16 protein-coding genes are annotated in these 20138 nt (G+C 54.4%); 10 read left to right on the plus strand and 6 right to left on the minus strand.

The genetic code is table 11. The features are described from left to right. Window positions 1-2: 2 nt before the first annotated feature. The 8 genes from OGX97_RS01175 to pepE all read left to right on the plus strand — a co-directional run bounded on the left by OGX97_RS01175 (window position 3) and on the right by pepE (window position 6430). Window positions 3-800 (plus strand): PTS mannose/fructose/sorbose transporter subunit IIC, encoded by a 798-nt coding sequence (locus tag OGX97_RS01175; RefSeq protein WP_008786896.1) that lies wholly within the window; start codon window positions 3-5, stop codon window positions 798-800. Between the two features lie 11 nt (window positions 801-811). Further along, complete coding sequence (locus OGX97_RS01180) at window positions 812-1636, plus strand: PTS system mannose/fructose/sorbose family transporter subunit IID (protein WP_003031641.1); 825 nt, start codon at window positions 812-814, stop codon at window positions 1634-1636. 68 nt (window positions 1637-1704) lie between these two features. After that, window positions 1705-2928, plus strand: a complete 1224-nt coding sequence (gene sorE / locus OGX97_RS01185) for an L-sorbose 1-phosphate reductase (RefSeq protein WP_048236371.1) — start codon at window positions 1705-1707, stop codon at window positions 2926-2928. A 1-nt stretch (window position 2929) separates the two neighbouring features. Next, window positions 2930-3742 (plus strand): shikimate 5-dehydrogenase, encoded by an 813-nt coding sequence (locus OGX97_RS01190; RefSeq protein WP_153753899.1) that lies wholly within the window; start codon window positions 2930-2932, stop codon window positions 3740-3742. Between the two features lie 484 nt (window positions 3743-4226). Continuing rightward, window positions 4227-4778: an AAA family ATPase gene (locus OGX97_RS01195; protein ID WP_008786891.1), complete on the plus strand. Its 552-nt coding sequence runs from the start codon at window positions 4227-4229 to the stop codon at window positions 4776-4778. A 263-nt stretch (window positions 4779-5041) separates the two neighbouring features. Then, the gene (locus OGX97_RS01200) at window positions 5042-5359 is read left to right on the plus strand and encodes a type II toxin-antitoxin system RelE/ParE family toxin (RefSeq protein WP_032942059.1); all 318 of its coding nucleotides are present in this window, start codon (window positions 5042-5044) and stop codon (window positions 5357-5359) included. Then, entirely contained in the window at window positions 5352-5630 is a 279-nt protein-coding gene (locus OGX97_RS01205) for an addiction module antidote protein (protein ID WP_032942057.1), read from the plus strand. The genes OGX97_RS01200 and OGX97_RS01205 overlap by 8 nt, the downstream gene beginning before the upstream one ends. A 110-nt stretch (window positions 5631-5740) precedes the next feature. After that, window positions 5741-6430 carry a dipeptidase PepE gene (gene pepE, locus OGX97_RS01210; protein ID WP_032942056.1) on the plus strand — a complete coding sequence of 230 codons (690 nt, stop codon included), beginning with the start codon at window positions 5741-5743 and terminating at the stop codon, window positions 6428-6430. 166 nt (window positions 6431-6596) lie between these two features. Here pepE and OGX97_RS01215 read toward each other — a convergent pair whose 3' ends face one another. After that, entirely contained in the window at window positions 6597-8228 is a 1632-nt protein-coding gene (locus OGX97_RS01215) for a Na/Pi cotransporter family protein (RefSeq protein ID WP_048213962.1), read from the minus strand. Window positions 8229-8448: 220 nt separating this feature from the next. Continuing rightward, window positions 8449-12132: a methionine synthase gene (gene metH, locus OGX97_RS01220; RefSeq protein ID WP_100271657.1), complete on the minus strand. Its 3684-nt coding sequence runs from the start codon at window positions 12130-12132 to the stop codon at window positions 8449-8451. Window positions 12133-12327: 195 nt separating this feature from the next. On the opposite strand from metH, the gene iclR reads away from it, so the two are divergent. Beyond that, window positions 12328-13152: a glyoxylate bypass operon transcriptional repressor IclR gene (gene iclR / locus OGX97_RS01225; RefSeq protein ID WP_003826510.1), complete on the plus strand. Its 825-nt coding sequence runs from the start codon at window positions 12328-12330 to the stop codon at window positions 13150-13152. A gap of 86 nt (window positions 13153-13238) precedes the next feature. Here iclR and aceK read toward each other — a convergent pair whose 3' ends face one another. The 4 genes from aceK to metA all read right to left on the minus strand — a co-directional run bounded on the left by aceK (window position 13239) and on the right by metA (window position 19258). Further along, the gene (gene aceK, locus OGX97_RS01230) at window positions 13239-15020 is read right to left on the minus strand and encodes a bifunctional isocitrate dehydrogenase kinase/phosphatase (protein WP_279851006.1); all 1782 of its coding nucleotides are present in this window, start codon (window positions 15018-15020) and stop codon (window positions 13239-13241) included. 102 nt (window positions 15021-15122) lie between these two features. Continuing rightward, window positions 15123-16427 carry an isocitrate lyase gene (gene aceA, locus OGX97_RS01235; protein ID WP_279851004.1) on the minus strand — a complete coding sequence of 435 codons (1305 nt, stop codon included), beginning with the start codon at window positions 16425-16427 and terminating at the stop codon, window positions 15123-15125. A gap of 31 nt (window positions 16428-16458) precedes the next feature. Continuing rightward, window positions 16459-18060, minus strand: a complete 1602-nt coding sequence (aceB, locus tag OGX97_RS01240; RefSeq protein WP_279851003.1) for a malate synthase A — start codon at window positions 18058-18060, stop codon at window positions 16459-16461. A 268-nt stretch (window positions 18061-18328) separates the two neighbouring features. After that, window positions 18329-19258 carry a homoserine O-acetyltransferase MetA gene (gene metA / locus OGX97_RS01245; RefSeq protein ID WP_003826503.1) on the minus strand — a complete coding sequence of 310 codons (930 nt, stop codon included), beginning with the start codon at window positions 19256-19258 and terminating at the stop codon, window positions 18329-18331. Window positions 19259-19416: 158 nt separating this feature from the next. Here metA and OGX97_RS01250 point away from each other — a divergent pair, with 158 nt between their 5' ends. After that, window positions 19417-19854, plus strand: coding sequence for an acetyltransferase (locus OGX97_RS01250; RefSeq protein WP_003826501.1), 438 nt, complete (start codon window positions 19417-19419; stop codon window positions 19852-19854). Window positions 19855-20138 lie beyond the last annotated feature (284 nt).

A 20138-nucleotide genomic window follows, 5' to 3' on the forward strand; every position in this document is an offset into this window, starting at 1 on the left:
TTATGGAAATAAGTACCCTACAAATTATCGCCATATTCCTATTTTCCTGTATTGCCGGAATAGGCAGCGTGCTGGATGAGTTCCAGACCCACCGTCCGCTAATTGCTTGTACCGTTATCGGCCTGATCCTCGGTGATTTAAAAACCGGGATTATGCTCGGCGGCACGCTGGAGTTAATCGCCCTTGGCTGGATGAACGTCGGCGCAGCGCAGTCTCCCGATTCGGCGCTCGCCAGTATTATCTCCGCCATTCTGGTTATCGTCGGTCAGCAAAGCATTGCTACCGGTATCGCCATCGCCCTGCCAGTCGCGGCGGCAGGTCAGGTGCTGACGGTATTCGCCCGTACCATCACCGTGGTGTTCCAGCACGCGGCGGATAAAGCAGCCGAAGACGCCCGCTTTCGCACCATCGACATGCTGCACGTTTCCGCTCTCGGCGTACAGGCGCTGCGCGTTGCCATCCCTGCATTAATCGTCTCGCTGTTTGTCAGCGCCGATATGGTCAGCAATATGCTCAACGCCATTCCGGAATTCGTCACCCGCGGATTGCAGATTGCCGGTGGCTTTATCGTGGTGGTCGGCTACGCCATGGTGCTGCGCATGATGGGCGTGAAGTACCTGATGCCCTTCTTCTTCCTCGGGTTTATCGCTGGGGGTTATCTCGATTTGAGCCTGCTGGCTTTCGGTGGGGTTGGCGTGATTATCGCGCTGGTCTACATCCAGTTGAACCCACAGTGGCGTAAAGCCGAACCGCAGGCGCAACCCGCCTCTTCTCAAGCTCTCGATCAGCTTGATGACTAATGGAGCCAGCCATGGAACAGAAAAAACTGACCAAATCCGACCTTTTTAGCATGTTTGTTCGCTCCAACCTGCAACAGGCGTCATTCAACTTTGAACGCATTCATGGGCTGGGCTTTTGCTACGACATGATCCCTGCCATCAAGCGCCTGTATCCGCTGAAAGAGGACCAGGTTGCAGCACTCAAACGCCACCTGGTGTTTTTCAACACCACGCCTGCCGTGTGCGGCCCGGTGATTGGCGTGACCGCCGCGATGGAAGAAGCTCGCGCCAATGGTGCGGAAATTGACGACGGCGCCATCAACGGCATCAAAGTTGGGCTGATGGGCCCGCTGGCCGGTGTTGGCGACCCGTTGGTCTGGGGAACATTGCGCCCGATTACCGCCGCGCTCGGCGCATCGCTGGCGCTGTCCGGAAACATTCTCGGCCCACTATTGTTCTTCTTTATTTTCAATGCAGTACGTCTTGCCATGAAGTGGTACGGCTTACAGCTTGGCTTTCGTAAAGGGGTCAATATCGTCAGCGACATGGGCGGCAACCTGCTGCAGAAACTGACCGAAGGCGCATCGATTCTCGGCCTGTTTGTCATGGGGGTACTGGTCACCAAATGGACCAGCATCAACGTGCCGCTGGTGGTATCGCAAACGCCTGGCGCAGACGGCACCACCGTCACCATGACCGTGCAGAACATTCTCGACCAACTCTGCCCCGGCCTGCTGGCGCTGGGTCTGACGCTGCTGATGGTGCGTCTGCTCAACAAGAAAATTAACCCGGTATGGCTGATCTTCGCCCTGTTTGCGCTGGGAATTATCGGTAACGCGCTGGGCTTCCTGTCCTGATTTTTTCGCCCCGGCGATGCCGGGGCAACTTCAACAAATAGTCCTCGAAAGAGGAAGAGGTGGTAACAATGCAAACAACAACAGCTTTACGCCTTTATGGTAAACGCGATCTGCGCCTGGAAACCTTCGATCTTCCTGAAATGCAGGACGATGAAATTCTGGCCTCAGTCGTAACCGACAGCCTGTGCCTTTCTTCCTGGAAAGAGGCTAACCAGGGCGAGAACCACAAAAAGGTGCCGGACGATGTGGCTACAAACCCGATCATCATCGGCCATGAGTTTTGCGGCGATATCATTGCCGTAGGCAAAAAATGGCAGCATAAGTTTCAGCCCGGCCAGCGCTATGTCATTCAGGCTAACCTGCAACTGCCGGATCGCCCGGACTGCCCCGGCTACTCCTTCCCGTGGGTGGGCGGTGAAGCCACGCACGTCATCATTCCTGATGAAGTCATGGAGCAGGACTGCCTGTTAGCCTACGAAGGTGAAACCTATTTTGAAGGCTCGTTGGTTGAGCCGCTGTCCTGCGTGATTGGCGCATTCAACGCCAACTATCACCTACAGGAAGGCACTTATAACCACAATATGGGCATTCGTCCGCAGGGGCGTACACTGATACTCGGCGGCACCGGGCCGATGGGACTACTGGCGATCGACTACGCGCTGCATGGTCCGGTTAACCCGGCGCTGCTGGTGGTGACCGACACCAATAACGACAAGCTGAGCTACGCCCGCAAGCACTATCCATCAGAACCACAAACGTTGATCCATTATCTCCACGCCCAGGATGCAGGTTATGACACCTTGATGGCGCTGAGCGGCGGGCACGGGTTTGATGACATCTTTGTGTTTGTGCCCAACGAACAGTTGGTTACGCTGGCCTCTTCTTTGCTGGCTGCCGATGGTTGCATGAACTTCTTTGCCGGTCCGCAGGATAAGCAGTTTAGCGCGCCGATTAACTTCTACGACGTGCACTATGCCTTCACCCATTATGTTGGGACATCTGGCGGCAATACCGACGACATGCGCACGGCGGTAAAACTGATCGAAGAGAAGAAAGTTCAGGCGGCAAAAGTGGTGACGCACATTCTGGGATTGAATGCGGCAGGTGAAACAACGCTGGAACTGCCGCAGGTCGGTGGAGGTAAAAAACTGGTTTACACCGGAAAAGCATTGCCGTTAACTGCGCTCACCCAGATTGACGATCCGGCCTTGCGCGCTATCCTGGAGCGTCATCAGGGGATCTGGTCGCAGGAAGCCGAACAGTACATATTGTCTCACGCCGAGGAAATTTAACATGATTAACCGCGACACCCAGTTGTGCATGTCGCTTGCCGGTCGCCCCGGCAACTTTGGCACACGCTTTCATAACTATCTGTATGAAAAGTTAGGGTTAAATTTTATCTACAAAGCCTTTACTACGCAGGATATTGAGGCCGCAGTGAAAGGCGTTCGCGCACTCGGTATTCGCGGCTGTGCGGTCTCTATGCCGTTTAAAGAGAGCTGCATGCCGTTTCTGGATGCCATCGATCCTTCCGCAAAAGTCATTGATTCCGTCAACACCATCGTCAATGACAACGGTACGCTGACAGGATTTAACACCGACTACATTGCGGTAAAAAGCCTGATTGCCAGCCACCAGCTTGATAACCACGCGCGCGTCATGATCCGCGGCAGCGGTGGAATGGGTAAAGCGGTTATCGCCGCATTTCGCGATGCCGGTTTTCGCGATGTGATCGTCGCCGCCCGTAACCGGGAGAGCGGCCCGGCGCTGGCAAAACAGTACGGTTTCCAGTGGCAGCCGCAGCCGGAAGGAATTACCTGCGATATTCTGGTCAACGTGACGCCCGTCGGCATGGCTGGCGGTAAAGAGAGCGATGAGCTGGCCTACAGCGAAGCGATGGTCGCTGCCGCCAGCGTGGTGTTTGACGTCGTCGCCCTGCCGCCGGAAACACCGGTAATCAAACTGGCACAGCAATTAGGTAAAAAGACCATCAGCGGTGCAGAGGTGATTGCCTTACAGGCCGTGGAGCAGTTCGCCATGTACACCGGCGTACGCCCGGATGACGCGCTAATCGCCGAAGCGGCAGAATTTGCGCGGGCGGGGTAAGAGAGCAGGAACAGAGCGCCAGGGGTGGGCGCTCTGTCTATTTTAGGTACTATGCAACAGCGAACAGTTGCTGGTCAGCTTTCGCTTCCAACTGCGCCAGCGCGGGAATCAATTGGCTGATGTTGACCAGACTGTGTCCTAACTGGCATATGCTCTCATACGCAAAATGTTCCTGACCTTCCCCCCATGGTCAGCAGGCTTTCGCCCATAAAATTCAGCGTCTGGTACAACCCTGCCAGCGCCTCTTCACAGCCAAACGATAGCGCCAGATTTTCTTCAGTAGTGAGATGGCTACAATCAAGATGGCGGAACGCCTCGGCGAGTGAGAAATAAAGTAGATCGGCCTGTGAAATGAGAGAATAGCGGACATTAAAATGGGGATAAAACGTAGTTAGTCATGCCATCAGCAGGTAATATGACGATACGCAAAAAGTACGCCATCAATTGCTAAATCATCGCGTCTAAGAAGGTTTGGGAGAGTTCAATGTCTTCAGCGTTTCAGCATCGATTCATTCTGACTGGTGGCCCAGGGTCAGGCAAAAGCACGATAATTGATACGATTATAAAACGAGGGTTTTGGTGTTCTAAAGAAGCTGGAAGAGGTGTGATCCAAGACCAGGTTAACATCGGCGGCGATGCATTACCGTGGGCCAACCAGACTGCATTTGCAGAGCTGATGCTATCCTGGGAAATGCGTTCGTGGCATGAAGCGGAAGGGCATACACAACCCTGCTTCTTTGATCGTGGTGTTCCTGATGTTGTAGGTTATTTACGTCTTTCTGAACTTACCATACCGAGGCATCTGGAAAACGCCATCGAGAAATTTCGCTATAACCGAATCGTATTTATTGCACCACCCTGGCGTGAAATATATGTACAGGACACAGAGCGCAAACAATCTTTCGATGTTGCCATCGCGACATATCACGCAATGGTAAAAACATACCGTATGTATGACTATCAGTTGATTGAATTACCATGTGTTTCTGTAGAAGAGCGAGTGGATTTTATTCTTTCCAGGATAAAACCCTGCTAAGACGGCAACTACGTGTAGTGGTGAATCACCATGCATGAATCTGTCATATTCTAGTGGACATATAGCTTCCGCCCCTGGCACAAAGCCCTCCCAATCCCCTATCATCGATTCTCGTATCAACCGCAGCATCCTGAAAAACTACGTATTATTGCGAGACACTTTCCTGTTTCCTCCAGCAAGCATTTCCCCTTACTCCCCATTTTTTTACTCTCTAGTCTCAACTTGTCAATTCATAATGTAGTTTATAAAATACATGGAACGTCATCATGGAAATTCTTCAGACAATGGTTTTCCGGCGTTGGGAGCAAAACCTACGGGACAGGAGAGCTAAAACGCTCATTGCCACACGCCTTTTTCGTCTGGCTAATGGTTTAGCTGGTGATGTTAAACCTGTTGGGGAAGGCGTCAGCGAAATGCGCATTTCTTACGGTCCTGGCTACAGGATTTACTTTAAACAGCAAGGTTGCCGCATCATCATTTTGTTATGTGGGGGCGATAAAAGCTCACAAGCCAACGATATTACTCTTGCAAAAATGCTCGCCCGTACACTGGATTCACAGGAGATCTTCTGCCATGAATAAACTTACTCACTACGATCCCGCGACTGCGCTGGTTGATGATGAAGAAATTGCCGTGTTTATGGCCGATGCCCTCGAAACAGGCGATGCAGCATACATTGCAAAAGCACTGGGCGTGGTAGCTCGCGCTAAGGGAATGGCGAACATTGCGGCAGAAACGGGATTATCCCGCGAGCAGCTTTATCGCTCTTTTAGTGAGAAAGGTAACCCGACGCTGAAAACCACCCTTGCAGTGATGAAGGTACTCGGCATTGAATTGACACTTAAAAAATAGCCTCAGCTTCTGTCTCCCCCTTCCAACATCGTGAGCCATATCAGTAAGGCGTTTGGCTGATAGTGGTAGCATTAGCGCGGTTTGTAATTTTCTGATTACATGGAGAAATGATGGAACTGCTTTTATTGAGTAACTCGACGCTGCCGGGCAAAGGCTGGATGGAACATGCGCTGCCGCTGATTGCTGAACAACTGAATGGTCGCCGTACGGCGGTGTTTATTCCGTTCGCTGGCGTGACGCAAACCTGGGATGAGTACACGGCGAAAACGGCAGCCATCTTTGCGCCAATGGGCGTCAACGTTACGGGTATTCATACCGTTGCCGATCCGATTGCCGCTATTGAAAACGCAGAGCTGGTGATTGTCGGCGGGGGTAATACCTTCCAGTTACTGAAAGAAAGCCGCGAACGCGGACTGCTGGCGCCGATTGTGGATGTCGTCAAACGCGGTGCGCTGTACATCGGCTGGAGCGCAGGTTCCAACCTTGCCTGCCAGACCATCCGCACTACCAACGACATGCCGATTGTCGATCCAAAAGGTTTTGATGCGCTGGGTCTGTTCCCGCTGCAGATTAACCCACACTTCACCAACGCGCTGCCGGAAGGCCATAAAGGCGAAACGCGTGAACAGCGTATCCGCGAGCTGCTGGTTGTGGCACCGGAGCTGACGGTGATTGGCCTGCCGGAAGGGAACTGGATTAAGGTAAGTAACGGTCAATCCGTGCTCGGCGGCCCGAACACCACGTATATCTTTAAAGCGGGTGAAGAAGCGGTTGCCGTTGAAGCAGGCCACTGCTTTTAGTTGATTTGTTGTCTGATGCCGGATGGCGGCTTCGCTTTATCCGGGCTACAACTGTAGGCCTGATAAGCGCAGCGCCATCAGGCAGTTCAGCGCACATTGCCGGATGCGGCTTCGCCTTATCCGGCCTACCGGACTGCGCCATCGGGCAATATTTCACCTGTCCTCATTAGTAATCATCCCGCTCATCGTCTTCATCCGGCTGTTCCAGCACGCTGTAAGCCACGGAACAAAACAGCGAGTTCAGACGCTGCATATCGCCCAACAGCGCCAGGTGCAAGGAGCTGGTCTCGATGCTCTGCACGTTCTGCTGATGCAGACGGTCAACGTGCGCATGCGAATAACGACGATTGAGAATACGGAAGCGGTGCTTGCTGCGACGCAGACGACGGGCACTGGTCACATCTCCTGAGAAGAACACTGACATCGCCAGCTGCAGATTGCTGAGCAACTGATCGTAGAGCGCATCCAGTTCTTTCAGCCCTTCGACAGAGAATGCCCGGCGAGCGGCCAGCGACTTATCGGCTATCTCGCTGCCCATACGTTCGACAATATCGGAAGCCTGCTCAAGGTTGAGCGACATTTCGATAATCTCCGCCCAACGGCGCGATTCCTCTTCCGCCAGCTCATCCTTTGGCATCCGCGCCAGATAGAGCTTAATTGCCGTGTACAGCACGTTAATATCATCCGCCATCCTGCGCAGCTCTTTCTCTTCACGCGGTTCGCCGTGCATTACTTTCTTCAGCCCGTCCATCATCTGCTCCATCGCGTCACCGATACGCAGGGCTTCACGGGCGGCATTGGCCAGCGCGAGCGTCGGCGTATCCAGCGCGCTAACGTCCAGATGCTTGGGCTTCAGATGTGCATCCAGCTCCGGCTCATCGCGGATGATGCGCTTACAAAAACGCGCCATCGGTTCGGCGAACGGCACCATCGCCACACAGCGCACCAGGTTGTAGAAGACGTGGAAGTAGATAACCAGTTCAGATTTCGGCAGCGGCAGTTCATCCATCAGATTGGCCAGCGGATGAACAAATGGCAGGATAATCAGGCTCCCCACCAGCTTAAACAGCAGGCTGCCGAGCGCCACGCGACGGGCAGCAGCATTCGCAGCACTGTTGTTGAGCATCGCCAACAGGCCGGAGCCGAGGTTGGCACCAATCACCAGACACAACGCCACCGGGAACGAGATAATACCTGCCGCGGTCAGCGTGGCCGTCAGCAGCACCGCCGCCAGACTGGAGTAACTGATAATCGCAAACATGGCGCCAATCAGCGCATCGAGCATAATATCGCCGGTGAGCGAGGCAAAAATAACCTGTACACCATTAGCCTGGGTGATCGGCGTTACCGCCTGCACAATCAGCTCCAGCGCCAGCAAAATCAACCCCAGCCCAATACCGACCCGCCCCAGTTGCCCCACGCGGGACTGCTTACGCCCGAGAAAGAAGATCACGCCGATAAAAATCAGCAGTGGTGACAGCCAGGAGAGATCGAAGGTCAGGATACGCGCCATCAGCGCGGTCCCCACGTCGGCACCCAGCACAATGACCAGCGCCGGGGTAAGCGCCACGAGATCTTGGGCGACAAACGAGGTCACCAGCATGGTGGTGGCGTTGCTGCTTTGCACCAGCGCCGTCACGCCGATACCCGCACAAAAGGCGAGCGGCTTCTTTTCAACACTACGGCTGAGCACGGTACGCAAGCGGGCGCCAAAGACACGCATCACGCCGGTACGCACAATATGCGTACCCCAAACCAGCATAGATACAGCAGAAAGCAGGTGTAACAGAGTTAACACGGAATCAGGTTCTCCTTATTTTTATGGTTTTTTGAGGCTCATTTGCCTGATGGCGCTGCGCTTATCAGGCCTACAAATCATCCCTATGTAGGCCGGATAAGGCGTTTACGCCGCCATCCGGCAACGGCCCCCTTTCAGTATAAGGGTTTAAACGTAATAAAGAGACAGGGCACTCATTGAGCGCCCTGTTTGTTGTAAAGAAAGATGACAGTTTTGTGAATCAGTCGGCGTCATAGCCGAGGTTCGGCGCTAACCAGCGCTCCACTTCCGCCACGCTCATCCCTTTACGGAAGGCATAATCTTCAACCTGATCGCGCTGGATTTGCGCCACGGCGTAGTACTTGCTGTCCGGATGACTGAAATACCAGCCGGAAACCGACGCGCCTGGCCACATGGCGAAGGATTCGGTGAGCTTCATCCCGGTGTGCGCTTCCACATCCAGCAGTTCCCAGATGGTGGCCTTTTCAGTGTGTTCCGGGCACGCCGGATAGCCCGGCGCCGGGCGAATCCCCTGGTAGTTTTCGCGGATCAGCTCCTCGTTACTGAGGTTCTCATTCGCCGCATAGCCCCAGTAGACTTTACGCACGCGCTCGTGCAGATATTCTGCGAACGCTTCCGCCAGACGGTCAGCGATCGCTTTCACCATGATCTTGTTGTAGTCGTCGTGCTGGGCTTCGAAGGCATCCGCCAGCGCATCTTCCTCAAGACCACCGGTCACCGCGAAAGCACCGATGTAATCCGCTTTGCCGCTCAGTTTCGGCGCAACAAAGTCAGACAGGCAGTAGTTGGCGAAACCGACTTTTTCCGTCTGCTGGCGCAGATGATGACTCACGTTGATGACGTGCGTACGCGTCTCGTCACGGTAAATCTCGATGTCGTCACCCACGCGGTTTGCCGGGAATAACCCCACTACGCCGCGCGGATTCAGGGTCTTCTCGGTGCTGAGTTTATCCAGCATGTCGTTAGCGTCTTTGAACAGGCGCTTCGCCTCTTCTCCTACTACCTCATCTTCGAGAATGCGCGGGTATTTCCCGGCCAGCGACCAGGTCATAAAGAACGGCGTCCAGTCGATGTAATTGCGCAGAGTTTCGATGCTGGCTTCCACTTCCTGCACGCCCAGACGGTGCGCCACCGGCGGGGTGTAGTTTTCCCAGTCGAAGGCCAGATCGTTGTCGCGGGCAGCCTGTAACGTTACTGGCGGGGTACGCGGTTTCTTACGCGCATGCTGGATACGCACGGTTTCGTACTCTTTACGCGTACGGGCGACAAAGTCATCGCGCTGGGTGTCAGAGAGCAGCGCAGCCACCACGCCAACAGTACGCGAGGCGTTCTGCACGTACACCGTCGGGCCGCTGTAGTTCTGCTCAATTTTCACCGCCGTGTGCGCTTTTGAGGTGGTCGCGCCGCCAATCAGCAGCGGAATAGTGAATCCCTGACGCTCCATCTCTTTCGCCACGTTGACCATTTCGTCCAGCGATGGGGTAATCAGCCCGGAAAGGCCAATCAGATCGGCATTCACTTCACGCGCCGTTCTGAGGATTTTCTCCGCGGGCACCATCACGCCAAGATCGACGATTTCGTAGTTGTTACATTGCAGCACCACGCCGACAATGTTTTTGCCGATATCGTGCACATCGCCCTTCACGGTCGCGATGACCATTTTGCCGTTGCTGGAGCCTTTCTCTTTGCTGGCCTCAATGTACGGTTCGAGGTACGCCACCGCCTGCTTCATCACGCGGGCGGATTTCACCACCTGCGGCAGGAACATTTTGCCCTCGCCGAACAGATCGCCAACGACGTTCATGCCGTCCATCAGCGGTCCTTCAATAACTTCGATCGGACGCGCAGCCTGCTGGCGCGCTTCCTCGGTATCCAGCTCAATAAACTCGGTAATGCCTTTCACCAGCGAATATTCGAGGCGCTTTTTCACGTCCCAGGTGCGCCATTCCGCCATCTGGGCATTCGCCGTGTCGTCGGTTTTACTGCCGCGATATTTCTCTGCCAGCTCCAGCAGTCGTTCGGTGCCATCGTCACGACGGTTGAGGATCACATCTTCAACAGCATCGCGCAGCTCGGCGGGCAAGTCGTCGTAAATAGCCAGCTGTCCGGCGTTGACGATCCCCATGTCCATGCCGTTGCGAATGGCGTAGTAGAGGAATACCGCGTGAATGGCTTCACGTACCGGGTCGTTGCCACGGAACGAGAATGAAACGTTAGAAACGCCGCCGGAGATCAGCGCGTGCGGCAGTTCGCGTTTGATGTCTTCACACGCGCCGATAAAGTCCTGCGCGTAGTTGTTGTGCTCATCAATACCGGTCGCGACAGCAAAGATGTTCGGGTCGAAGATGATATCTTCCGGCGGGAAGCCCACCTCTTCGGTAAGAATTTTGTACGCCCGACGGCAGATTTCGATTTTACGTGCGCGGGTGTCGGCCTGCCCTTGCTCGTCAAAGGCCATCACCACCACCGCGGCACCGTAGCGACGCAGCAGCTTCGCGTGATGGATAAAGGTCTCAACCCCCTCTTTCATCGAGATGGAGTTAACGATGCCTTTACCCTGAATGCACTTCAGCCCTTTCTCGATAACGTCCCATTTCGAGGAGTCGATCATAATCGGCACGCGGGCGATATCCGGCTCACCGGCGATCAGGTTGAGAAAACGCACCATTGCCGCTTCGGCGTCGAGCATCCCCTCATCCATGTTGATATCGATGATCTGCGCGCCGCTTTCCACCTGCTGACGGGCGACGTCCAGCGCTTCGCTGTATTTCTCTTCTTTGATCAGGCGTTTAAACTTCGCCGAACCGGTGACGTTGGTACGCTCGCCGACGTTCACAAACAGGCTGTCGTCGCCGATGTTCAGCGGCTCAAGGCCGGAAAGGCGGCAGGCAACCGGGATTTCCGGCAAGCGGCGCGGCGGTAAGCCATTCACTGCGCGGCTCATGGCGGCGATATGTTCCGGCGTGGTGCCGCAGCAGCCGCCGACGATATTCAGGAAACCGGCCTCAGCCCACTCGCGAATCTGCGCCGCCATTGTGTCGGCGTCGAGATCGTATTCACCAAAGGCGTTCGGCAGACCGGCGTTCGGGTGCGCGGTGACGTAGCATTCAGCAATGCGCGACAGTTCCTGCACGTACTGGCGCAATTCGTCCGGACCTAAGGCACAGTTCAGACCGAAGGTCAGCGCATCGGCGTGGCGCAGGGAGTTGTAGAATGCTTCGGTAGTCTGGCCGGAGAGCGTACGCCCGGAAGCATCGGTGATGGTGCCGGAGAGCATAATCGGCAGCTCAACGCCCAGCGCTTCAAATTCGGTTTTAACCGCGAAAATAGCGGCTTTGGCGTTCAGAGTATCGAAGACGGTTTCAATCAGGATCAGGTCACTGCCGCCTTCCACCAGCGCTTTGGTGGATTCACGGTAGGCGGCCACCAGCTGATCAAAGGTAATGTTGCGGTAAGCCGGGTCGTTAACATCAGGCGAGATAGACGCCGTACGGTTCGTTGGGCCGAGCACGCCTGCGACGTAGCGCGGTTTTTCCGGCGTGCGCGCCGTCCATTCGTCAGCCGCCGCACGCGCCAGTTTGGCTGCCGCAAAGTTGATTTCCGCCGACAGGGATTCCATCTGGTAATCCGCCATGGCGATAGTCGTCGAGTTAAAGGTGTTGGTTTCGATGATATCCGCGCCCGCCTCAAAGTAGGCGTTATGGATGGCGGCGATGACCTCCGGTTTGCTGAGCACCAACAAGTCGTTGTTGCCTTTCAGATCGCACGGCCAGTCGGCAAAGCGTTCGCCGCGGAAATCCTCTTCGCTCAGACGATATCCCTGGATCATGGTGCCCATACCGCCGTCCAGCACCAGAATACGTTCATTTAACTGCTGACGTAATTGTTCTACTTTGCTGCTCACACTCGCTCCCGACAACGCTCAACCAGACCGAAAAAAACTCAACAGGTCATACTGGCACAAACCTGAGAGGCGGAAAAGAGAACAACGGCCAACATGAGACATGTTCAGCTTCACTCATCCGATCAGTACAGGAATTCTTGCATTATAATTGAATAAAACGAAAATGATTTCCACGATACAGAAAAGGAGTCTGCCATGGTAGCCACTGTCCCCGCGAAACGCGGTAGAAAACCCGCCGCCGCTACTGCGCCTGCAACCGGGCAGGTTCAGTCTCTGACCCGCGGTCTGAAGCTGCTGGAGTGGATTGCGGAATCCAACGGCAGCGTGGCGTTGACCGAGCTGGCGCAGCAGGCTGGCCTGCCAAACTCCACGACTCACCGTTTGCTGACCACCATGCAGCAGCAGGGTTTTGTCCGTCAGGTGGGTGAATTAGGCCACTGGGCCGTAGGTGCGCATGCGTTCATCGTCGGCAGCAGCTTTTTGCAAAGCCGTAATCTGCTGGCGATTGTCCATCCGATCCTGCGCAAGCTGATGGAAGATTCCGGTGAGACGGTAAACCTGGCCGTGCTGGATCAAAGCGATCATCAGGCCATTATTATCGACCAGGTGCAGTGCACCCAACTGATGCGCATGTCCGCGCCTATCGGCGGCAAGCTGCCGATGCACGCCTCCGGTGCGGGTAAGGCGTTTTTATCCCAACTGAGCGAAGAACAAGTGACTGGCCTGCTGCACCGTAAAGGCCTGCATGCTTATACACACGCCACGCTGGTGTCGCCAGTGCATCTGAAAGAGGATTTGGCCCAGACGCGCAAGCGCGGCTATTCCTTTGATGATGAGGAACATGCGCTGGGTCTGCGCTGCGTGGCGTCGTGCATTTATGACGAGCACCGCGAGCCGTTCGCTGCGATTTCCATTTCCGGACCCATTTCGCGTATTACCGACGATCGCGTGACCGAGTTTGGCGCCATGGCGATCAAAGCGGCGAAAGAAGTAACGCTGGCGTACGGCGGATTTCGCTAAGATGGGGTTGCCGGGTGGCAGCTACGCCTTACCCGGCCTGCTATCTAAGGTTAGGGCAGATTTGTAGGCCTGATAAGCGTAGCGCATCAGGCACGGCGCACATTGCCGGATGGCGGCGCAAGTGCCTTATCCGGCCTACGGTCGGTTTCATAACGCACACTGAACCGCTGCCGACGCCGGTAGGCGTAAACATCTTCCACGTGACCGTTTTTGATGCGCGTCTGTAGGCCGCGCCAGTAGTCAGCGCTGAACAGGTCAGCGTGCATCTCTTCAAATAGCGGCCCTATACGCGGGTCGGCACATAGCCAGTGACGAAATTCTTCCGGGAAGACATCTCCCGGCGATACGCTGTACCACGGCTCAGCGCTCATCTCATCTTCCGGGTAGCGTGGCGGCGGGATATGGCGGAAATTCACCTCCGTCATGTAGCAGATTTCATCGTAATCGTAGAACACCACACGCCCGTGACGGGTCACGCCGAAGTTCTTAAACAGCATATCGCCGGGGAAAATATTGGCGGCGGCCAGCTGACGAATGGCGTTGCCGTACTCTTCAATGGCATCGCGCAGTTGCTGACCTTCGACCTGCTCCAGCCAGATATTCAGCGGCACCATCCGTCGTTCGATATACAGATGGCGAATGACAATCTGATCGCCGAGATCGGTAATTTTTTCCGGGGCTTCCTGCAATAACAGCGCCATCAGCGCCGGATCGATTTGCCGTTTCTCCAGCACAAAATTCTCGAATTCCTGGGTGTCAGCCATCCGCCCAACACGATCGTGTTCTTTGACCAGTTGATAGCAGGCGCGGACGTGGGCGGCAGACATCTCTTTTTGCGGGGCAAATTTGTCTTTGATGATTTTAAACACCCGGTCAAAACCCGGCAGGGTAAACACCAGCATCACCATGCCGCGGATCCCCGGCGCTTCAATAAACTGCTCATCGCAATGGGCAAGATAGAGCAGATATTCGCGGTAACTTTCGGTCTTCGCGTGTTTCTGACAGCCAATCGCCATGTACAGTTCGGCGGTGGTTTTACCGGGCAGGATCTCGCGCAGCCACTCCACCAGCGCCGCGGGCAAAGGGGCGTAAACCATAAAATATGAGCGGGCGAAGCCAAACACAATGCTTGCCTCCGCCGTCGTGGTCAGACAGGTATCGACAAACAATTCGCCTTCATCAGTCCGGTGGATTGGCAGTAAAAACGGTAGCGTCCCAGAAGGAGTAATCAATTTACCGACCAGCCAGGCGGCCTTGTTGCGATAAAACAGTTCGTTCGCCACCTGTAAATGGCAACCTGACAACACATCCGCTCCCAGGGTTTCGGTCAGGTGTTCGATGATGTAGTGGATATCACGATGTTTGTTCTGCCACGGCAGACGCAGGGGCAGATCGCTAAGGACGCGTGTCAGCAGCCACTCCCAGCCGGTATCAGGAAAAATGTCTTTCGCCAGCGGGCGGGGGATCGTGCGAAAACGGCGCTCTGGCTGAGAACTGAAAATAAACAGCCGCTCGGGAGTCAGCGAGCGGTGGTCAAATAACCGACAGTAAACGGAGTTAAAGAAACTCTCCGCAATCTCGAAGCGCGGGTAATCCGGCAGTAGCCGGGTGTAATGCTCTTTCACGCGAAGTAAAAAATCCGCGTCGGTACTTTTGCCGTCAGTAATGCAGCGCAACTGCTCCACCACCAGACCTACGTGATGATCGTAAAGGTGAATACGGCTTTTCATCGCCTGCTGAACCGCATGCCAGTCGGCATGTTCAAAACGCTGCTGCGCGCCGGAGGTGACTTCCAGAAAACGCCCGTACTGGGCGTCGAAACCTTGCAAGATAGTCTGAGCAATCAGTAATTCCAGGCCACGCGTCATCAATGTCTCCCATCCGGCACAACGTCATGCCGGATGGCGCGTTCGCTTATCCGGCCTACATCCCTTCGTAGGCCCGGTAAGCGCAGCGCCACCGGGCATTGATCAAAACTGCGATTCTTCGGTCGAGCCGGTCAGCGCGGTCACCGAGGAAGCTCCGCCCTGAATGATGGTGGTGACTTTGTCGAAGTAACCTGTGCCCACTTCCTGCTGATGGGAGACGAAGGTGTAACCGTCTTTAGCTGCCGCAAATTCTGGCTGCTGAACCTTCTCAACATAGTGGCGCATGCCTTCACCCTGCGCATAGGAGTGCGCGAGGTCGAACATGTTGAACCACATGCTGTGGATACCCGCCAGGGTAATGAACTGGTATTTGTAACCCATATCCGACAGCTGCTGCTGGAAGCTGGCGATAGTTTTGTCATCCAGGTTTTTCTGCCAGTTAAACGACGGCGAACAGTTGTAAGCCAGCAGTTTGCCAGGGTATTTCGCGTGGATCGCATCGGCAAAGCGCTTCGCCAGCTCAAGGTCCGGCGTGGAGGTTTCACACCACACCAGATCCGCATACGGTGCGTAGGCCAGACCACGGCTGATCGCCTGCTCAATACCCGCATGCGTACGGTAGAACCCTTCGCTGGTACGTTCGCCAGTGATGAACGCGCTGTCGTATGGGTCGCAATCAGACGTAATCAGATCGGCTGCGTCGGCATCGGTACGTGCAATCACCAGCGTCGGCACACCCATGACGTCGGCTGCCAGACGGGCGGCCACCAGTTTCTGGATAGCTTCCTGCGTCGGAACCAGCACTTTGCCGCCCATGTGACCACATTTTTTCACCGATGCGAGCTGATCTTCGAAGTGAACGGCCGCTGCACCAGTCTCAATCATCGATTTCATTAGTTCAAACGCGTTCAGTACGCCGCCAAACCCTGCTTCCGCATCGGCAACGATCGGCAGGAAGTAATCGACATAGCGAGGATCGTTCGGCTCAATACCGGTTGACCATTGGATCTGATCGGCGCGACGGAATGTGTTGTTGATCCGATCAACCACCGCCGGGACGGAGTTCGCCGGATACAGCGATTGGTCCGGGTACATGCTGGATGCCAGGTTGGCATCTGCCGCCACCTGCCAGCCTGAAAGGTAGACCGCTTCAATACCGGCTTTCGCCTGCTGCAGCGCCTGACCGCCGGTCAGCGCGCCGAGGCTGTTGATATAACCTTTCTTCGATTCGCCGTGCAGCAGACGCCACATCTTCGCCGCGCCAAGCTGCGCCAGCGTGCATTCCGGGTTGACCGAGCCACGTAATTTCACCACTTCCTCCGCGCTATATGGACGGGTGATGCCTTCCCAGCGCGGTTGAGTCCATTCTTTCTGTAATTCTTCGATTTGTTGAGTACGGGTTTTCATGTGCAGATGCTCCATATTGTTATGTGGTGAATTACGCCAGCAGGCGGTAGCCTGGCAGGGTCAAGAAATCGATCAGTTCATCAGAGGTAGTGATTTGCTCCATCAGGCGCGCGGCATCGTCAAAACGCCCGCTGCTGTAGCGGTGTTCGCCCAGCTCGTCCTGAATCACCAGCATCTCTTCGGCCAGCATCTGACGGAACAGCGGTTTGGTAACCGGCTTGCCGTTGCTGAGCGTCTTCTCGTGGTGGATCCACTGCCAGATGGAGGTACGGGAGATTTCAGCGGTAGCCGCGTCTTCCATCAGACCGTAAATCGGTACGCAGCCGTTACCGGAGATCCACGCTTCGATGTACTGCACCGCGACACGGATATTGGCGCGCATGCCTTCTTCAGTACGCTCACCTTCACAAGGTGCCAGCAGTTGCTCTGCGGTAATCGGGGCATCTTCTCCACGGGTCACGAACAGCTGATTTTTGTTTTCACCGAGTACGTCGTTGAACACCGCCATGGCGGTATCTGCCAGTCCCGGATGGGCAATCCATGTGCCGTCATGACCGTTATTTGCTTCCAGTGCTTTGTCCGCTTTTACCTTGGTCAAAACCTGGTTGTTACGTTCCGCATCTTTGCTGGGAATGAACGCTGCCATGCCGCCCATCGCGAATGCGCCACGTTTATGACAGGTTTTAATCAGCAGACGCGAATAGGCGCTGAGGAATGGTTTATCCATCGTCACCACCTGACGGTCCGGCAGCACGCGATCCGGATGGTTCTTCAGCGTTTTGATATAGCTAAAAATGTAGTCCCAACGACCGCAGTTCAGACCCACAATGTGGTCACGCAGGGCGTGCAGAATTTCGTCCATCTGGAAGACGGCAGGCAGCGTTTCAATCAGCAGGGTCGCTTTAATGGTGCCGCGCGGCAGGTTAAAGCGGTCCTCTGCATAGCTGAACACTTCGCTCCACCATGCCGCTTCTTGCCAGGCCTGCGTTTTTGGCAGATAGAAATAAGGGCCGCTGCCTTTCGCCAGCAACGTTTTGTAGTTGTGGAAGAAATAGAGGGCAAAGTCGAACAGGCTGCCCGGGATAGATTCGCCACGCCAGGTGACGTGTTTTTCCGGCAGATGCAGACCACGAACGCGACATACCAACAGAGCCGGATTAGGCTTGAGCTGATAAATTTTACCCGCTTCGTTGGTGTAGCTAATGGTGCCATTGACCGCATCGCGCAGGTTGATCTGCCCGTCGATAACTTTGCTCCACTCAGGAGCCAGTGAATCTTCGAAGTCAGCCATAAAGACTTTGACGTTCGCGTTCAGCGCGTTGATGACCATCTTGCGCTCAACGGGTCCGGTGATCTCTACGCGGCGATCCAGTAAATCATCAGGAATTCCGCGAATTTTCCAGTTACCTTCACGAATGGAAGCTGTTTCCGAAATAAAATCAGGCAACTTACCGTCATCAATATCCTGCTGCTGCTGGATACGTGCAGCCAGAAGTTTATTCCGCTTTGGCGTAAATCTTGTCACCAGTTCAGTCAGAAACTCCACTGCTTCAGCGGTCAGAATTTGCTGTTCCTGTTCGCCACGCGGCCTGGTGAAGACCAGTTCATCGGTTGTCGTTGCCTGTTGATTCATTGCGTAGTTCCTCGTCATTGATCCAAACACATCCCCAATGCGAACGAAGGATCGTTGTGCGCTTTTCGTTCAGCACAACTAAGACTACTCATTTAAATTTCAAAATCAAAAACAATTTCCATTTTTAATTTAATTATCAATTAACCTATTGATAACAATATAAATAAAATTTAATTACACGATGAGGTGCGTTTCGGAAATAAAAAAGGCACCCGAAGGTGCCTGATTCAATATGCTGAAACGCTTAAGGATCGTCTGCTACAGAAGATTAATCCAGCGTTGGATTCATGTGACGCAGATCATATGGCGTGATCTGGTAGACGTAATAGTTGAGCCAGTTGGTAAACAACAAATTACCGTGGCTACGCCAGGTTGCCCGCGGTTTGTTTTGCGGGTCATCTTTCGGGAAATAGTTATAGGGTACTTCCGGCGATAAGCCCGCTTCGACGTCACGAAAATATTCGCTGCCGAGTGTATGGTCGTCATACTCAGGATGACCCGTCACGAAGGCGATACGTTTGTCTTTGCTGGCAAACAGGTAGGCATCTCCCTCTTCGGTTTCAGCAAAGATCTCGAGATCGGTGTAGTCGCGGATAAGCGCTGCAGGGAAATCAGCATAGCGCGAATGCGGGGCCAGGAACGCATCATCGAATCCACGCGTCAGCAACGCATGAGGGTGCAGAATATGGTGCTCATAGACGCCTGAGAGTTTGTCCGTGCGGGTTTGCTTGGGAATTCCGTACAGGATATTCAACGCGGCCTGCACCGCCCAACAGACAAATAACGTCGAGGTAACGTGATCTTTGGCCCATTCAAGCACTTGCTTAATCTGCGGCCAGTAAGCCACATCATTAAATTCAACCAGGCCCAACGGTGCGCCGGTCACGATCAATCCGTCAAAGTTCTGATCGCAGATATCCTCGAAATTACAGTAGAAGTTATTCAGATGCTCCGTTGGGGTGTTGCGTGACTCGCGGGCATCGATGCGCAATAGCTGAACATCTACCTGCAGCGGTGAGTTAGACAGTAAGCGCAGGAACTGGTTTTCCGTTTCAATCTTCTTGGGCATCAGGTTAAGGATGAGCACCTTCAGTGGACGAATTTCCTGACCGGAAGCGCGGGATGTCGTCATCACGAAGACGTTTTCCTCACGCAAAAAATTGACGGCGGGTAGCTCGTCCTGCACGCGAATTGGCATAACCTGATAACCTCACAACATACGTTTAAACGTTTAGACATCCAGATAGCTGAAGATACCCAGGAATCATGCGAATGTCGAGCCTGCATCCTCAAGTTGAGAAAGTTTCACGGCTCCTTGCTGTAGAATAGTGCAGTAAAGAAAAAAAGGAGAATGCTATGAACCTTACCATTCGTCGTTCGCGTCAGGACGAAGGAGATAAGTTAGTTTCTATTTGGTGTCGCTCAGTAGATGCCACGCACCATTTCCTCTCTGCGGATTATCGGATTGAGCTGGAGGAGCTGGTACGTTCATTTTTACCAGAAGCCCCTCTGTGGGTTGCAGTGACAGAACAGGATGAGCCCGTCGCTTTTATGCTCCTGACCGACCAGCATATTGATGCTTTGTTTGTCGATCCGGATGTGCGTGGTAGTGGTGTTGGTAAACTGCTGATTGAACATGCTTTATCAATGAGTTCAACGCTAACAACCAATGTTAACGAGCAGAATGAGCAGGCGGTTGGATTCTATAAGAAGATGGGATTTAGCGTGACGGGACGTACAGAGGTGGACGATCTCGGACGACCGTACCCGTTACTCAACCTCGTACGCGGGTAGCAGGACTAGCTTTTGTAGGCCGGATAAGGCGATACGCCGCATCCGGCAGTGTGCAGACGTGTTGCCTGATGCGCTGCGCTTATCAGGCCTACAAAATACATTCAGCCCGGCCCCTGTAGGCCGGATAAGGCGGCACGCCGCATCCGACGGTTTTCATCCCGCACAGACGCAAAGAAGCCCATCCGTCAGGATGGGCTTCTTCACTTTATTTGATGCCTGGCAGTTCCCTACTCTCGCATGGGGAGACCCCACACTACCATCGGCGCTACGGCGTTTCACTTCTG

It is taken from the genome of Citrobacter sp. Cpo061, assembly GCF_030332845.1.
Taxonomy (GTDB): Bacteria; Pseudomonadota; Gammaproteobacteria; order Enterobacterales; family Enterobacteriaceae; genus Citrobacter; species Citrobacter portucalensis.

What these genes read in the sequence shown, in the direction of transcription:
- OGX97_RS01175 (WP_008786896.1), top strand. Translation starts at nt 3, where the DNA reads ATGGAAATAAGTACCCTACAAATTATCGCCATATTCCTATTTTCCTGT.
- OGX97_RS01180 (WP_003031641.1), top strand. Translation starts at nt 812, where the DNA reads ATGGAACAGAAAAAACTGACCAAATCCGACCTTTTTAGCATGTTTGTT.
- sorE (WP_048236371.1), top strand. Translation starts at nt 1,705, where the DNA reads ATGCAAACAACAACAGCTTTACGCCTTTATGGTAAACGCGATCTGCGC.
- OGX97_RS01190 (WP_153753899.1), top strand. Translation starts at nt 2,930, where the DNA reads ATGATTAACCGCGACACCCAGTTGTGCATGTCGCTTGCCGGTCGCCCC.
- OGX97_RS01195 (WP_008786891.1), top strand. Translation starts at nt 4,227, where the DNA reads ATGTCTTCAGCGTTTCAGCATCGATTCATTCTGACTGGTGGCCCAGGG.
- OGX97_RS01205 (WP_032942057.1), top strand. Translation starts at nt 5,352, where the DNA reads ATGAATAAACTTACTCACTACGATCCCGCGACTGCGCTGGTTGATGAT.
- pepE (WP_032942056.1), top strand. Translation starts at nt 5,741, where the DNA reads ATGGAACTGCTTTTATTGAGTAACTCGACGCTGCCGGGCAAAGGCTGG.
- iclR (WP_003826510.1), top strand. Translation starts at nt 12,328, where the DNA reads ATGGTAGCCACTGTCCCCGCGAAACGCGGTAGAAAACCCGCCGCCGCT.
- aceK (WP_279851006.1), bottom strand. Translation starts at nt 15,020, where the DNA reads ATGACGCGTGGCCTGGAATTACTGATTGCTCAGACTATCTTGCAAGGT.
- aceA (WP_279851004.1), bottom strand. Translation starts at nt 16,427, where the DNA reads ATGAAAACCCGTACTCAACAAATCGAAGAATTACAGAAAGAATGGACT.
- aceB (WP_279851003.1), bottom strand. Translation starts at nt 18,060, where the DNA reads ATGAATCAACAGGCAACGACAACCGATGAACTGGTCTTCACCAGGCCG.
- metA (WP_003826503.1), bottom strand. Translation starts at nt 19,258, where the DNA reads ATGCCAATTCGCGTGCAGGACGAGCTACCCGCCGTCAATTTTTTGCGT.
- OGX97_RS01250 (WP_003826501.1), top strand. Translation starts at nt 19,417, where the DNA reads ATGAACCTTACCATTCGTCGTTCGCGTCAGGACGAAGGAGATAAGTTA.